The sequence below is a fragment of the Specibacter sp. BI4 genome (assembly GCF_056680095.1).
On sequence record NZ_CM155265.1, the window covers coordinates 4,542,331 to 4,557,613 of the forward strand.

General features: G+C 64.4%; 11 protein-coding genes. 2 read left to right on the plus strand and 9 right to left on the minus strand.

What is annotated here, in order from left to right; translation table 11 throughout:
* Positions 1–2,136, minus strand: a complete 2,136-nt coding sequence (locus tag AC1L6K_RS20420; RefSeq protein ID WP_480950638.1) for an alpha-1,4-glucan--maltose-1-phosphate maltosyltransferase — start codon at positions 2,134–2,136, stop codon at positions 1–3.
* Between the two features lie 174 nt (positions 2,137–2,310).
* On the opposite strand from AC1L6K_RS20420, the gene glgP reads away from it, so the two are divergent.
* Complete coding sequence (gene glgP / locus AC1L6K_RS20425; RefSeq protein WP_480950639.1) at positions 2,311–4,944, plus strand: alpha-glucan family phosphorylase; 2,634 nt, start codon at positions 2,311–2,313, stop codon at positions 4,942–4,944.
* A gap of 198 nt (positions 4,945–5,142) precedes the next feature.
* Here the strand turns inward: glgP and glgX are convergent, their stop codons facing one another.
* From glgX to AC1L6K_RS20455, 6 genes are all read right to left on the minus strand, one after another.
* The gene (gene glgX / locus AC1L6K_RS20430) at positions 5,143–7,386 is read right to left on the minus strand and encodes a glycogen debranching protein GlgX (RefSeq protein ID WP_480950640.1); all 2,244 of its coding nucleotides are present in this window, start codon (positions 7,384–7,386) and stop codon (positions 5,143–5,145) included.
* Between the two features lie 2 nt (positions 7,387–7,388).
* The gene (gene rlmB, locus AC1L6K_RS20435) at positions 7,389–8,384 is read right to left on the minus strand and encodes a 23S rRNA (guanosine(2251)-2'-O)-methyltransferase RlmB (RefSeq protein ID WP_480950641.1); all 996 of its coding nucleotides are present in this window, start codon (positions 8,382–8,384) and stop codon (positions 7,389–7,391) included.
* Positions 8,385–8,714: 330 nt separating this feature from the next.
* Positions 8,715–10,133, minus strand: coding sequence for a cysteine--tRNA ligase (cysS, locus tag AC1L6K_RS20440; protein ID WP_480950642.1), 1,419 nt, complete (start codon positions 10,131–10,133; stop codon positions 8,715–8,717).
* Positions 10,130–10,672 (minus strand): 2-C-methyl-D-erythritol 2,4-cyclodiphosphate synthase, encoded by a 543-nt coding sequence (gene ispF / locus AC1L6K_RS20445; RefSeq protein WP_480950643.1) that lies wholly within the window; start codon positions 10,670–10,672, stop codon positions 10,130–10,132. Before ispF ends, cysS begins: the two co-directional genes overlap by 4 nt.
* 4 nt (positions 10,673–10,676) lie before the next feature.
* A complete protein-coding gene (ispD, locus tag AC1L6K_RS20450; RefSeq protein ID WP_480950644.1) occupies positions 10,677–11,456 on the minus strand; it encodes a 2-C-methyl-D-erythritol 4-phosphate cytidylyltransferase in 780 nt (259 codons plus the stop codon).
* A gap of 200 nt (positions 11,457–11,656) precedes the next feature.
* On the minus strand, positions 11,657–12,139 hold the full coding sequence (locus AC1L6K_RS20455) for a CarD family transcriptional regulator (protein ID WP_283531423.1): 483 nt from the start codon (positions 12,137–12,139) through the stop codon (positions 11,657–11,659).
* Positions 12,140–12,414: 275 nt separating this feature from the next.
* On the opposite strand from AC1L6K_RS20455, the gene AC1L6K_RS20460 reads away from it, so the two are divergent.
* Positions 12,415–13,002, plus strand: a complete 588-nt coding sequence (locus tag AC1L6K_RS20460; RefSeq protein ID WP_480950645.1) for a hypothetical protein — start codon at positions 12,415–12,417, stop codon at positions 13,000–13,002.
* Positions 13,003–13,206: 204 nt separating this feature from the next.
* On the opposite strand, the gene AC1L6K_RS20465 is transcribed toward AC1L6K_RS20460, so the two are convergent.
* On the minus strand, positions 13,207–13,887 hold the full coding sequence (locus tag AC1L6K_RS20465) for a response regulator (protein WP_480950646.1): 681 nt from the start codon (positions 13,885–13,887) through the stop codon (positions 13,207–13,209).
* Between the two features lie 15 nt (positions 13,888–13,902).
* The gene (locus AC1L6K_RS20470; protein ID WP_480950647.1) at positions 13,903–15,144 is read right to left on the minus strand and encodes a sensor histidine kinase; all 1,242 of its coding nucleotides are present in this window, start codon (positions 15,142–15,144) and stop codon (positions 13,903–13,905) included.
* Positions 15,145–15,283 lie beyond the last annotated feature (139 nt).

Here is a 15,283-nt window from a genome sequence, read left to right on the forward strand (position 1 = left end):
TCAGCGCCTGATGTGCAGGATGTGGGCTGGTTCCAGGTGGGCATCCAGCCGGAAGTAATTCTTCTTGCCCCAGTTCCAGGTGGCTCCCGTGATGAGCTCTTCCACAAGGAACGTCCCATCCGGGGACAGCCCGTCGAGCTCCAAGGCGTCAAGGTCCAACGTCACTTCGCCTTCGCGCATGCTGTGCGGGTCAACGTTGATCACCACGATGATGGTGTCCTTGCGGGCCGGCTCCGCCGCGGTGGCGGCAATGAATTTATGCTTGCTGAACACCAGCGTGGCCGGGTCTGAGCTTTCGTGCAGGCTCAGGTTTTGCAGATCCAGCAGTGCCGGGTGCGCCCGGCGGATCGTGTTCAGCAGCGTGACAAACGGTGCCAGCGATTTGCCCTGCGCCTCTGCGGCAGCATGGTTGCGGTCCTTGAATTCGTATTTTTCATTGTCGATGTTTTCTTCGGACCCGGGCCTAGCCACGTGTTCAAACAGTTCGTACCCTGCGTACATCCCCCACAAGGGGCTGCCCATCGCGGCCAGGATGGCGCGGATCTTGAAGGCCGCAGGCCCGCCGTATTGCAGGTACTCGGTCAGGATGTCAGGGGTGTTCACGAAGAAATTGGGACGGAAGTAGCCGGCCGACTCGCGGCTCACCTGCACCAGGTACTCCTCCAGCTCTTCCTTGGTGTTGCGCCACGTAAAGTAGCTGTACGACTGCTGGAATCCGGCCCGTCCCAGGGCCGCCATCATTGCCGGGCGGGTAAAGGCCTCGGCCAGGAACACAATGTCGGGCCGTTCCGCGTTGATCGTGCCAATGAGCCATTCCCAGAACCAGACGGGCTTTGTGTGCGGGTTGTCCACCCGAAAAATGCGCACGCCGTGGTCAATCCACAACCGCACAATCCGCAAAATCTCCACAGCCAACCCCTCGGGGTCATTGTCAAAGTTCAGCGGGTAGATGTCCTGGTATTTTTTGGGCGGGTTTTCGGCGTAGGCAATCGTGCCGTCAACCCGCGTGGTGAACCATTCCGGGTGTGCCGTGGCCCATGGGTGGTCCGGGGCGCACTGCAGGGCCAAATCCAAGGCAACTTCCAGATTCAGCTCCCGGGCTGCTGCCACAAAGGCGTCAAAATCGGCAAAAGTCCCCAACTCCGGGTGGATGGCGTCATGCCCGCCCGCCGCCGAACCAATGGCCCAGGGCGAGCCGGGATCCGACGGCCCGGCCAGCAACGAATTGTTGGGTCCCTTGCGGTTGAGGGTGCCGATCGGGTGGATGGGCGGCAGGTAAATCACATCGAAGCCCATTTTCGCGACTGCCGGCAGCCGGTGCACGGCGGTGCGGAAATTTCCGCTAGTCCATTCGCCGGTCTCGGGATGGCGCATGGCACCTTCGGACCGTGGAAAGAACTCATACCAGGCGCCGCGGCCCGCAGCGTCGCGTTCAACCAGGAGCGGGAAAGTCCCGGTGGACGTCACCATGTCCCGCAGCGGGAAATGGACGACGGCGGCACGCACCTCCGCGCCGGTGCCGGCGGCCAGGCGGTCGTTGACGTTCAGGGACGGATCGGCCAGTGCGCGGGCGGCCTCCTTGAAAGCCTTGGCAGCCCCGGGCGCCGTGTCCTTGGCTGATTTGGCTGCCTCACCCAACAGCAGCGCACCTTCGGCCAGCATGACGTCCACGTCGACGTCCGCGTTGATTTTCACCTGGGCGTTGTGGGACCAGGTGGCATACAGGTCGCTCCAGCCTTCGATGGCAAAGCTCCAGTTGCCTTCATGGGCCGGTGTGAGCACGCCTTCCCACGAATCGGTGCCCTTGGCACCCGGATGGAGCCTGGCGCGCTGGGCTTCGCTGCCGTCCGGGGCGAAGAGCACTACTGTGGCGCCCAAAAGGTCGTGGCCCTCACGGAACACCACTGCGCTGACCCTGACATCGCCGCCGCGGACCGCCTTGGCCGGGAACTTGCCGGCTTCCAGGACGGGCTGGACATTGGTGATGGGAATCCTGCCGAAGCGCAGGCCCGCACGGATGCCAGCGCCGGTGGAGGCGGTTGCCGGCGTGGGCTCGGCCGCGGCAAACGGGGCGGCGGTTGCGGAGGCAGCTGCCGCTGCGGCTGGCACATTGCGCGAAGGCTTGAAAGTACTCACAAACTAGACGTTAGCGACTCCCCGCGCAGATTGCTAAGGTCTTCCGCCACATCGGCGCGTTCGGACGTCACACGGGGGCCATATTCCGGCCGGACCTGCCGCTTGACGTAATGAACTGACGATTTACCGGACACCGCTGTAGTGAACGGCCAATTCTGGGCTATCGTGACCGGCATGAAGGCAATCCGCAGATTTACAGTTCGCACCGTCGTCCCTGCGCAGATTTCCGCGCTGACCCGGTTGGCCACCAATCTCCGCTGGTCCTGGCACCTGCCGACCCGCGCCCTGTTTGAATCCCTGAACCCCGAAATTTGGGAAGAATCCCGCCACGACCCCTTGGCCATGCTCGCGGCACTGTCCCGCGAACAGTTGCAGGAGCTGGCCGGCCACCCGGACGTCGTGGCCGCCGTGACCGCCACCGAAGCCAGCCTGGACAGCTACCTCAACGAACCGCGGTGGTACCAGGGACTCAGCGGCTCCGACACCTCCGGCGCCCAGCCGCCCGCCTGCATCGCCTACTTCTCCCCCGAATTCGGCATCACCGAAGTCCTCCCCCAGTACTCAGGCGGGCTGGGCATTCTCGCCGGTGACCACCTCAAGTCCGCCTCCGACCTCGGGGTGCCGCTGATCGGCGTCGGACTTCTCTACCAGGCAGGCTACTTCAAGCAGTCGCTGTCCCAAGACGCGTGGCAGCAGGAGAGCTACCCGCTGCTTGACCCGGATGCGCTGCCGCTGACGCTGCTGCGCGAAGACGACGGCACACCCATCCAGATTCATCTGCCGCTGCCCGACCACAGGGTGCTCCGGGCGCACATTTGGCGTGCGGATGTGGGCCGGGTGCCGCTGCTGCTGCTGGATTCCAATGTGGCCGAAAACGACGACGCGGCCCGCGGTGTCACCGACAGGCTGTACGGCGGCGGCGGCGACCACCGCCTGACCCAGGAACTGCTCCTGGGCATGGGCGGCGTCAAGGCCCTGCGCGTCCACGCCCGCCTGACCGGCACCCCCGCGCCGGAAGTTTTCCACACCAACGAAGGCCACGCCGGCTTCCTGGGCATCGAACGCATCCGCGAACTCATGGACCCTGCGGTCACCGAACACCCGCTCTCGTGGAGTGAGGCGCTGGCGGCCGGCCGCGCGTCGACCGTCTTCACCACCCACACCCCGGTCCCGGCCGGCATCGACCGCTTCCCCCGCGGCATGATCGAGCACTTCTTTGCCGGACAGCTTGCCCCCGGCGTCCCCGTGGACCAGATCCTCTCCCTAGGGGCGGAAAATTACGACGGCGGCGACTCCGAGGTGTTCAACATGGCCGTCATGGGGCTTCGCCTGGCCCAGCGCGCCAACGGTGTGGCCAAGCTGCACGGCGTCGTCTCCCGCGGCATGTTCGCAGGCCTGTGGCCGGGCTTCGACCAGCAGGACGTCCCCATCACCTCCGTCACGAACGGCGTGCATGTGCCCACCTGGGTTGACCCCCAGATGGCCGCGCTGGCACGGGAACGCTTCGGCGCCGAGGTCCTGGACGGGCCCGACTGGTCCAAGGTTTACGAGGTGAGCGACGAGGACGTTTGGGCACTTCGCCGTCGCCTGCGTTCTGCACTGGTGGACGACGCCCGCCGCCGGCTGCGCTCCTCCTGGAAGAAGCGCGGTGCCGCCGACGCCCAGCTGGCCTGGACCGATTCCGCGCTGGATCCGGACGTGCTCACGATTGGTTTCGCCCGCCGCGTCCCCACCTACAAGCGGCTGACGCTGATGCTGCGCGACCCCGCCCGGCTCAAGGCGCTGCTGTTGCACCCCGAGCACCCGATCCAGATCATCATCGCCGGCAAGTCGCACCCGGCCGATGACGCCGGCAAGAAGATGATCCAGGACCTGGTCCAGTTCACTGACGACCCCGACGTCCGCCACCGGATCATTTTCCTGCCCAACTACGACATCGCCATGGCCCGCACGCTCTTCCCCGGCTGCGACGTGTGGCTGAACAACCCGCTGCGCCCGCTGGAGGCTTGCGGCACATCCGGCATGAAGGCAGCCATCAACGGCTCGCTGAACCTGTCGGTCATGGATGGCTGGTGGGATGAAATGTACGACGGCGAAAATGGCTGGGCGATCCCGACGGCAAATACCGGCACCAGTGACGAGGAACGCGACGACATTGAATCCGCGGCCCTGTACGAACTGCTGGAAACACAGGTGGCCCCCACGTTCTACGGCGAAGTCGTGGCCGCGGGCGCCGGCGCTGCCGGGCCGTCACAGCCGCACGACGGCGGCCTGCCGGCGCACTGGATCTCCATGATCAAGCACACGCTGGCCGAACTGGGCCCGCAGGTCTCGGCGAACCGGATGGTGGCCGAATATGTGCAGCGTTTGTACCAGCCGGCAGCCGAATCCGGCCGGCTGGCCCGCGCCAACGACTTTGCCGCCACCAAGGAGCTCGCAGCCTGGATCGACCATGTCCGGCATGCGTGGCACGGGGTGCACATTGAGCATGTGGAGTCGCACGGACTCAGGGATGAACCCCAAATCGGTGAATCACTGCAGGTCCGGGCCCACGTCTACCTCGGCCAGCTGCGTCCCGACGACGTGCAGGTCAGCGTCGTCTACGGAACGGCAGGGGAAACCGACGACCTCGCCGACACCCGGAGCATCACCCTGGACGCCGTGCAGGACAAGGGCGACGGACGCTACCAGTTCTCCGCCGAGCTGTTCATTGACCGCTCGGGGAACTTTGGCTACGGCGTCAAGGTGCTGCCCCGGCACGCAGCACTGGCCAACCCCGCCGAGCTGGCGTTGATCGCCACCGCGTAGCAGCCAGCGCTCCCCGCCGCGCCGCTGCTCCGCTGCCCCGCACCAACCCGCACCAACAACTGAGCCGCAGTTGTGCTTGCTGAATCAACTTATAAACGTTGATTCAGCAACCACAACTGCGGCTCAGTTCGTAGTTCGCGGTGGTTCGTGGTTCGTGGTGCGGGGTGGTTCGTGGTTCGTGGTGCGGGGCGGTGCGGGTCAGGGCTGTGTCAGGTCGTTGCGGAAGATCTGGACGGTGTTGGCATTCGCCCGGACGGTGTCGCCTGCGTCGACCAGCGGAAAGGAGCGGGGCAGGCGGAAGGTGGGTTCGCCGTCGTCCGTATGGGTGGGAGCCTCCGTTGTCATCCGCAGCATGTAGGGCCGCGGCGCGACGGCCTCAAGCTGTTCTTCCGCCTGGTCGGCTGCCGGTTCCACCGCTTCAGCACCCTCGTCGCCGTCGTCGTCGTCGCTGCCCTCTTCGAGGGCAGGCTCGGCGTCAAAGCGCGGATTGGCGGGAAGCACCACGTCCTCGTCGGTGACGCCGGTGTTGAACAAGACCAGCCCGTCAACCTTGCCGTCCGGGGAACCCATGAGCATGGTGAGCACGCGCTCGTGCGGATTCTTCCACCGGTCAGGCGTCATGGGCAGCCCGTCGGCACCAAACCAGTGGATGAACGACTGCCCTCCGCGCGTGGGATAGGTGCTGGGCTGGGCGGCCAGGAAGTCCTTGCGGATCTGCACCATGCGGGTCGTCGCGGCCAGCATGGCCTTGGCTTCCCCGTCCATTGTCCAGTCAACCCAGGAGATTTCGTTGTCCTGGCAGTAGACATTGTTGTTGCCGCCCTGGCTGCGCCCCAGCTCATCGCCGGCGGTGATCATGGGCACGCCCATGGCAAGGAGCATGGTGGCCATAAGGTTGCGGGCCGTCCTGGCGCGCTGGGCCTGCGTGTCAGGGTTGTTGGTGATGCCCTCAATGCCGTGGTTCCAGCTGCGGTTCTCGCCCGTGCCGTCGCGGTTGTCTTCCTGGTTGTCCTCGTTGTGTTTCTCGTTGTACGCGGTGAGGTCGGCCAGCGTGAAGCCGTCGTGGGCGGTGATTAAGTTGATCGAGGCCATGCTGCTGCGCCCCGATGCGGCAAACAGCTCAACCGAACCGCCCAGTGCATCGCCAAAGGTGGCCAGTCCGTTGTGGTGGTTGCCGGACAGCATTGCGGACCGATCTGTCAGCCACACTTCACGGACGGTGTCGCGGAAGGAGTCGTTCCAATCGGCCCAGCCGGTGGGGAAATTACCCGTCTGCCAGCCGCCGTAACCAACATCCCACGGCTCGGAAATCAGCTTCGTGGAGGCCAGCACACCGTCGGTGGCGGCCGCCAGCAGGAACGGGTGCTGGTTGGTGAATTCGTGGATGCCGTTGCGTGCCAGCGACACGGCCAGGTCAAAGCGGAAACCGTCAATGTGGAATTCCTGCACCCAGTAGCGCAGCGAATCCATGGCCATTTTAATGACGTGCGGATTGCCGAAATTCAAGGTGTTTCCACAGCCGGTGGTGTCGTAGTACTCGCCGTCGCGCAGGCGGTAGTACTGCTCCTCAGCCAACCCGCGCCAGCTGTACGCGGGCCCGCCGCGGCCGCCCTCGGCAGTGTGGTTGTACACGACGTCAAGGATCACTTCGATGCCTGCCTCGTGCAGCAGTTTGATCAGGCCCTTGAGCTCGGCCTGCACAGCTTGCGGCCCGGCTGCGCGCGCTGCGGCGCTGGCGTACTTCACGTGCGGGGCAAAGAATCCCAGCGTGTTGTAGCCCCAGTAATTGCTCATCCCGGTGCCGTGCAGGTGTGGTTCATCAATGTGAAAATGCACAGGCAAAAGTTCGACGGCGGTCACGCCCATGTCCTGCAGGTGCTTGATCACGGCGGGGTTGGCCATGCCGGCGTAGCTCCCCCGATCTCCCTCGGGCACATCCGGGTGCAGCATTGTCTGCCCGCGCACGTGTGCCTCATAAATCACGGTTTCGCGCCACGGAGTGTTTGGCCGGGTGACAGTGCCCCAGTCAAAGTCCGAACCCATCCGCACCGACAGGTATCGGGTGACGCCGTCGGGTCCGACGGCCTCGTCAATGTAGTGGCCGTAGGGATCCAGCAGCAGCTGCACAGCTTCCGGGTCGATCAGGAGCATGTCCTCCTGCGTGGCTGCAAAGTCGGTGTAGAAGCCGTAGCGGCTGCCAACTGGCATGTCCTCCACCAAGGCGTGGTGGACGCCGTCGGTCTTGTCGGGCAGCAGCACCGCCTTCCAGGAGCCACCGGGAGGCTGGAAGCACAGCACGACATCGTGGTAGGCCGGTGAATACACCGCCACGTTGGCCGCCGTCGCACCATGCTCGTTCGGAATCACGCTGACACCCAGGGGAAAATGGCGCGACAAGGCCGCCCCCAGGTTGCTGATGGCCTCTACGACGGTCTCCGGCATGGTTAGGCCTTGACCGCGCGTTGCCTCGAGATCTCGTACAGGCTGATGCCGACTGCCATGGAGGCGTTCAGGGATTCCATGGCGGAGTTGATCGGGATGGAGACGATCTGGTCGCAGTTTTCGCGCACCAGCCGGGACAGGCCCTTGCCCTCGGAGCCAACCACGATGCACACGGGCTCCTGCGCCAAGGTGAGGTCGGGCAGCGAAACGTCGCCGTCGCCGTCGAGCCCCAACACGAAGTAGCCCATCTTCTGGAACGCACCGATGGCGCGGTTCAGGTTGGGGGCCTTGGCCACGGGCACGCGCACGGCGGCACCGGCACTGGTCTTCCAGGCGGCGGCAGTCACACCCGCGCTGCGGCGCTCGGGGATGATCACGGCGTGGCCGGAGAAGGCCGAGACGCTGCGGATGATCGCGCCGAGGTTGCGTGTGTCGGTGATCCCGTCAAGGGCCACGATCAGCGGGGCGTTGGCGATGTGCCCCTTCCTCCACTTGGCGATGATCTCGCCGGCCGTATCAACGGCGTCCTCGTAGTCGTACGGGGGAATCTGCAGCACCAGGCCCTGGTGGATGGCGTCCTCCGTGAGACGGTCCAGCTCGGGCTTGTGGGCTTCCAGCAGCGGGATCCCGCGCTCGGTGGCCAGCTTGATGGACTCGCGGACGCGCTCGTCCATGTCGACGCGGACGCCAACGTACAGTGCCTTCGCGGGGATGCCGGCGCGCAGCGCCTCGACAACCGAGTTGCGGCCCGTGACGAGCTCCTCGGTGGCCTTGCCCTTGGGGCCGCTGTTGCGGCGCGGGGAGGCGCTGGTGCCGGTGCGCTTGGCAGCCGAACGCTCGGCAAGGTCCTTGCTCTTGAACGCCTTGTGGTACGTGCGTTCGTCAGCCTTGGGGGTCGGCCCCTTGCCCTCGAGTGCCTTGCGGCCCAGCCCGCCTGTGCCCTTGACGGGGCCCTTCTTGAGCTTGCGGACGGCGCCGGAACGGGAACTGCTGGCCATGGTGAAACCCTTACGATTGGTGCGGCGCCTAAGTGCTGGGCCCCGAAGTTCGTCAAACAAATCTGTCAGCGGGCACATTTTTGGCACGCCTCATAACGGGAAACAACAAACCCGTAACTATTAGCTTACGGCCTCAAAGCAAATCCGGTAGTGATCGGGGCAAAAAGTGCGCAGTCTCACCGTGCAGGGGGTGGCCCGGGGCATAGTCGAATCCTCCCCCTTTGAACGCTCCTGCACTGACGCAGCGTTTGGAAAAAGTGCCCCGTATATGCGCGAGGGTTGTTGAAAAACGCCCCATACGTGAAGGAACGTCTGCAGTGGGGGCGGGGGCTACTGCTTCAGGGACCAGGTGGAGCCTGTTGCCGAATCGGCCACGTCCACGCCAGCTGCTGCGAGCAGGTCACGAATCCGGTCCGACTCGGCCCAGTTTTTTTCCGTCCGGGCCTGGGTGCGGGACTCGAGCTGGGCCTTGATGAGCACGTCGAGCGCGTTTTGCTCTGCTTCTGAGCCGCCCCCGCCCTGCCACTTGGCATCCATCGGGTTGATGCCCAGCGCCTCCGTCATGCCAATGGCAGCCCCGAAAGCGGCCTCCACGCCGGCGTCGTCGCCCGAGGCCAGCGCGGTGTTGCCGGCGCGCACCGTCTCGTGCAGCACGGCAAGGGCGGCGGGGATGTTGAGGTCGTCGTCCATGGCGGACCGGAAGGCCGCCGGGATGTTGGAAATGAAGCCAAAGTCGCCGCCGGGGAAGAGCCTGGCACTGGCGGCGCCGACGAACGTCTCAATACGGTCGACGGCGGCCGCGGCCTCCGTGAGCGAGCCTGGGCGATAGTCCAGCACCGAGCGGTAGTGGGCCTGGCCCAGGTAGTAGCGGACCACGAGGGGCCGGGCGATTTCGAGCATTTCGCGCGGGTTGATGGTGTTGCCGATGGACTTGGACATCTTTTCACCCTGATAGGTGACCATGCCGTTGTGCATCCAGAAGTTGGCAAAGCCGTGGCCGGCCGCCTGCGACTGGGCCATCTCGTTTTCGTGGTGCGGGAAGCGCAGATCCAGCCCGCCGCCGTGGATGTCGAATTCGGTGCCCAGGTATTTGGTGACCATGGCGGAGCACTCAAGGTGCCAGCCCGGGCGGCCGGCGCCCCACGGGGACTCCCAGCGGGCGGTCTCGGGTTCGCCCTCCTTGTAACCCTTCCACAGCGCAAAGTCGCGTGGATCGCGCTTGCCCCGGGGGTCGGCGTCGGGCGCGGCCTGCATGTCGTCAATGTTCTGGTGCGTCAGGGAACCGTACTGCTTCCAGGAACGGACATCGAAATAGACGTCACCTGAATCGTCAGTGGCCGGGTAGGCGTGGCCGCGCTCGATCAGCGTGGCGATGAGCGCGTGCATTTCCGGGATATGGCCGGTGGCGCGGGGCTCGTACGTGGGCTTGAGGATGCCGAGTGAGTCATAGGCGTCCGCGAAGGCCTGCTCAAAACGGTAGGCAAGTGCCCACCAGGGCTCGTTGTTTTCGGCGGCCTTGACGAGAATTTTGTCATCAATGTCAGTCACGTTGCGCACCACCGTGACGTCGTAGCCGGTGGTTCGCAGCCAGCGGGTCAGCTGGTCGAAGGCGAGGGCGGAACGGACGTGGCCGATGTGCGGCTCGCCCTGGACGGTGGCGCCGCAATAGTACAGCGAAACCTGCCCCTCTTTGAGCGGGACGAAGTCGCGGGTGGCGGCGGTGGCGGAGTCATGGAATCGCAGGGTCACGGCTCTAGGGTATCCCGTCGGGTGGACTGGAGGTGTTCAGGGCGGCCAGGTTGGCGGCCGGTGCTGACGACCAATGCCGTGGCGACGGCCGTGATGCCTTCATTGCGGCCGGGAAATCCCAGTCCGTCGGAGGTGGTGGCACTCACCGACACGGTGGCTCCCGCAGCCGCACTCAGGGCAGCCTCGGCTTCGTGGCGGCGGGGGGAAAATTTGGGTCTGTTGCCGACCAACTGCACGGCGATGTTGCCGATCTCAAAGCCGGCTTCGCGCACAATCCGGGCTGCCTCGGCCAACAACGTCACGCCTGAGGCGCCCTTGTATTCAGGGCGGTCGGTGCCAAAGTGTGTGCCAAGGTCCCCGACGCCGGCGGCTGAAAACAAGGCGTCGGCCGCGGCATGGGCGACTGCGTCGCCGTCGGAATGGCCGCTGAGTCCGCGTTCACCTTCCCACAGCAGCCCTGCCAGCCACAGGGGCGCGGGGCTGTCCTCGGGTGCAAAGGCGTGAATGTCGACACCAATTCCGGTGCGGGGCAACAGCATGGGGCTATCCTTCAATCCAGCGGGGCCGCAGCGGGCCTTCCAGCATGGCCTCTGCCAGCAGCAGGTCCATGGGGGTTGTGATCTTGAAACTGTGGGTTGAGCCCTGGACGACATAGACGTCCTCGCCCAAGGCTTCCACGAGCATGGCGTCGTCAGTGATGCGGGAGGCGGCTTCGTCGTCAAGCGTCAAGGCATGGGCGTAGGCGCGGCGGAGGGTCTCCAGCTCAAAGCCCTGTGGCGTCTGCACTGCACGCAGCTGATTTCTGGCCGGTGTGCCGGTAACTTTTTCAAGCCCGGCACCCGTGGCGGGGAGGCTGGCCGGCACAACAGTTTTGACGGTGTCGGACACGGCCAGCGCCGGGATCACGGCTTTTGCACCGTCCCTCAGGGCTCCTGCGACACGGTTGAATACGCCCGAGGGCACCAGCGGCCTGGCGGCGTCGTGGATCATCACGGTGGTCACGCCGTCGGCGACTTCGGCCAACGCCGCGTACACCGAATCCGATCTCTGCGTACCGCCTTCAACGACGCTGAACACCAACCCGGCAGTGGCAGCCTCGGCCCCCAGCCTCTCGCACATGGCAGAGAGCTCCTGGTCGCCTGCCGGGATGGCCACACAAATTTGTGCGGCAATCCCGGACTTCAACACGCCACGGACGGCATGGACAAGCAGGGCTTCACCGCCAAGCGGCACCCGAGCCTTGGGCACACCACGGCCCAGGCGCTGCCCGGACCCTGCTGCAACCACCACGACGGCACACGAACCAGCCTTCACCTCAGTCATAGTCCCTACAATAGTCCGGCGCACCGGAATTGTTCCGGTGATCGTGCCGGGGGTGCGCCACGGGTGGGCACCGTGGCGGGTGCCGGGCAGGCGCCGTGTGGCGCCCGTGGGTGGGCACCGGCCCATGCGCCCAATGGCTCCGGCCCACGAAAAAGCCCCTGCACCGTTGGGTGCAGGGGCTTTCGCAATTTCGTTGAAAACTACGAAGCCAAAACCTCGTCAAGAACTTCGGCTGCCTTGTCTTCATCAGTCTTTTCCGCCAGGGCAAGCTCGGAAATCAAGATCTGACGTGCCTTGGCGAGCATGCGCTTCTCACCGGCAGACAAACCGCGGTCATTGTCCCGGCGCCACAGGTCGCGAACGACCTCTGCAACCTTGATGACATCACCGGACGCAAGCTTTTCCAAGTTTGCCTTGTAACGGCGGGACCAGTTGGTGGGTTCCTCCGTAAACTCAGCGCGCAGCACTTCAAAAACGTGCAGCAACCCTTCCTTGCCTACAACATCGCGAACCCCAACAAGGTCTACGTTCTCCGCGGGAACTTCAATTGTCAGATCCCCCTGCGCAACCTTGAGCTTGAGATACATTTTCTCTTCACCCCGGACGGTGCGCATTTTGATCTCTTCGATCTTTGCCGCACCGTGGTGTGGGTAAACTACTGTCTCGCCGACCTCAAAAAGCATGTGGATTCTCCCTTTCCAATGCTTCTAGTTTACCACGGTTAACCAGTCACTCCCTTGAGTTTCCGCAGGTTAGGGCCCGCCATCGCTACGCTGACCGCGCAATTGCTCCAACAATTGGAGAATGGTCGTCCCCTTGACTATCGGTCACCGAAGTGCTGTCTGGGGCTAGGGGGTTCCCCACCGGAGTTGGGCCGGGATGGCGGAAGAGAACATTTACCCTAATTACGGATAAGCTGGGCAAAGATATTTTGTCTTTTCCCTGAGGAGTTACTGACGTGAGAATCGTTGCCGGCATCCGCGGTACCAAACGAGCGCAACGCTTGAGCCTGATTGCAGCCATCGGCATTGGTGCCATGGCATTCACCGGCTGCAGCGCCATCAACCAGCAAAGCACCGCCATGGAGGTCACCGTATCCGACGGCGTACAGCTGAATATGGGCCAGTTGAAACTGCGCAACGTGTTGATCATCTCTGAAGCAGCCGGCGCTCCCGGCCGTGTCATTGGCGCGTTCTACAACGACGCCGACTCGGACATCACCCTGACTATCAGCGGCGCGCAGGGCGCCCAGACTGAAATCACCGTCCAGCCGGGCGTGCCGCTTATCCTCGACGATCAGGCTGACAAGGCCATTCTCAGCACCGTGGCCGAACGCCCGGGCAGCGTTGAGCCGCTCGAGCTGCGCCAGTCCGGCGCCGGAACTGAAACGGCCACGTTGCAGGTCCCCGTACTTGACGGCACCTTGAGCGAGTACAAGAACCTGGTGCCCACAGTTGAACCGACGTTGGATCCGGCCACCGAGCCCAGCATCGCCCCTCAGGATGAAGCAACTGAAGCAGCCGCAGAACCCACCGCTGCACCGTAGCGGCAGTTTCTGGCAGGACAGTATTTAGCAGGACAGTGGGGCCGGTTGCCTTGAAGCGACCGGCCCCACTTTTTGTGTCCGGGGTGGCCCGCTGCGCTGTGCACATGGACCACAGGGGCAACCAAAATCTATCTTTTTAGCGCAGATTGCACATTTATGACAAGAGGGTGTACATAATGCGGGCGGCTTGCGGACCGAAAAGTCCTACGACTCGAACTTGTAGCCCAGCCCGCGCACCGTGACGAGGAATTTTGGTGCGGCCGGATCGGGCTCGATCCGGCTGCGCAGCCGCTTGATGTGCACGTCGAGGGTCTTGGTGTCACCCACATAGTCCGAGCCCCAGACCCTGTCGATCAGCTGCCCGCGGGTGAGGACCTTGCCGGCATTGCGCAGCAGCATCTCCAGCAGTTCAAATTCCTTCAACGGAAAAGCCACAGTCTCACCGTGCACGCTGACCACGTGCCGTTCCACGTCCATGCGCACCGGACCCGCGTGCACCGTGGAATCCATCAATTCTTCGGGCTCGGCCTGGCGCCGCAGCACGGCCCGGATCCTGGCGATCAGCTCGCGGGAGGAATAGGGCTTGGTGACGTAGTCGTCGGCGCCCAGCTCCAGCCCTACAACCTTGTCAATCTCCGAGTCCTTGGCTGTGAGCATGATGATGGGGACGGTGGAACGCTGGCGCAGGTGCTTGCACACCTCCGTGCCGCTCATGCCCGGCAGCTGCAGGTCAAGCAGCACCAGCTCGGCTCCGTTGCGCTCAAATTCAACCAGCGCGTCCAGGCCGTTGTCGACCACCTGAACCTCATACCCTTCCTTGGACAGCAGGAACGACAAGGGGTCACTGATGGAATCCTCGTCTTCAACAATCAAAATTCTGCTCACGCTTGTTGCGCTCCTTTAGATCAAGCCGGGGTGCCGGTCGGCGCGGTGTTGCGTGCCGCCGTCGGACGTTGGATTGGAAAGTTGGGGCAGCCGCACGGTGAACGTGGAGCCCATCTTCGGCGACGACCACAGTGTCACCTCGCCACCGTGGTTGCCGATGATGTGCTTGACGATGCTCAGGCCCAGGCCGGTGCCGCCCGTATGCCGGGAGCGGGCGGTGTCGACGCGGTAAAAGCGCTCGAAGATCCTGTCCTGCTCCTGTGGCGAGAGTCCGTCGCCCTGGTCCGAGATGCTGACGGAGACGACGTCGTCACGCACCGACAGTCCGATGCCCACCTGGGTGTTGTCGGGCGAATAGCGCACGGCGTTGTCGATCAGGTTGCGCAGCGCGGTGACGAGCTGGGGCTGGTCGCCGTAGACCAGCGCCGGGACTTGCGCCCCCACGGCAAGGGTGATGTTTTTGCTCTGGGCGGGCAGGCGGGTCCTGTCGACGGCCTCGGCGATCACGGCGTTCATGTCGACATTGGTGCCGGCGCTGGCCACATCCTTGCCCTGCAGCCGGGACAGTTCGATGATGTCCTGGACCAGCACCGCCAGCCGCGCCGACTCCGTCATCATCCGCGAGGCGAAGCGGCGGACGGTGGCCTGGTCCTCGGGGGCGGATTCGATCGCCTCGGCCAGCAGCGAGATGGCCCCAACGGGGGTCTTCAATTCATGTGAAACGTTGGCCACGAAGTCGTTGCGGACAGCCTCGGTGCGGGCAATTTCCGTGCGGTCGTCGGCGAGCAGGAGAATGTACTCTTCGCCCAGGGGCGCCACCCTGACCTGGATCACCAGGGTCCCCTGGCCCGGCGCACCGTGGGCGCTCATGGAATCCGGGATGGTGCGGGGCTGCTCGGTTGCGGCAGGCGCGGCGGCCGGCAGCACCACCCGGGGAAGGATCAAGTCGCGTTCCTCGATGACACCTCCGCGCCGGACCCTGTGGGCCAGCTCAAGGAGCTCCTTGTGCACCACCGTGTGGCCACGGACGAGCCCGAAGGCGTAGGCGCCGGGGCTGGCGCGCACCACGCCGTCGACAGTGTCAATGACAATGTAGGCCTTGCCCACCACCGACAGGACCTCTGCTGCGCCGTCGGGCAGTGTCGGCTCACCAATGTCGGGGATGAGCCGGCGGGAACGTTCGCTCATGCTGAACGCGAACATGCCAAAGATGCCCAAGGCCAGGCCTATGAGCCCGGCTACTAGTCCAACTACCATGGGATCCACCTGTCCAGCCTATGCTGTGGCGGGCCCACTTTAGCTAAAACTACGTCTTGGCACCACCCGTTCAACAAACGTTCACCTGACTGTGCCGACTTGTTCACATACAGGTGGCATGCTGGAGCCTAATGAGGGC

Bases quoted from the DNA above. Each gene is read 5' to 3' on its own strand.
- glgP (WP_480950639.1), top strand. From the start codon at position 2,311: ATGAAGGCAATCCGCAGATTTACAGTTCGCACCGTCGTCCCTGCGCAG.
- glgX (WP_480950640.1), bottom strand. From the start codon at position 7,386: ATGCCGGAGACCGTCGTAGAGGCCATCAGCAACCTGGGGGCGGCCTTG.
- rlmB (WP_480950641.1), bottom strand. From the start codon at position 8,384: ATGGCCAGCAGTTCCCGTTCCGGCGCCGTCCGCAAGCTCAAGAAGGGC.
- ispF (WP_480950643.1), bottom strand. From the start codon at position 10,672: ATGCTGTTGCCCCGCACCGGAATTGGTGTCGACATTCACGCCTTTGCA.
- ispD (WP_480950644.1), bottom strand. From the start codon at position 11,456: ATGACTGAGGTGAAGGCTGGTTCGTGTGCCGTCGTGGTGGTTGCAGCA.
- AC1L6K_RS20455 (WP_283531423.1), bottom strand. From the start codon at position 12,139: ATGCTTTTTGAGGTCGGCGAGACAGTAGTTTACCCACACCACGGTGCG.
- AC1L6K_RS20470 (WP_480950647.1), bottom strand. From the start codon at position 15,144: ATGGTAGTTGGACTAGTAGCCGGGCTCATAGGCCTGGCCTTGGGCATC.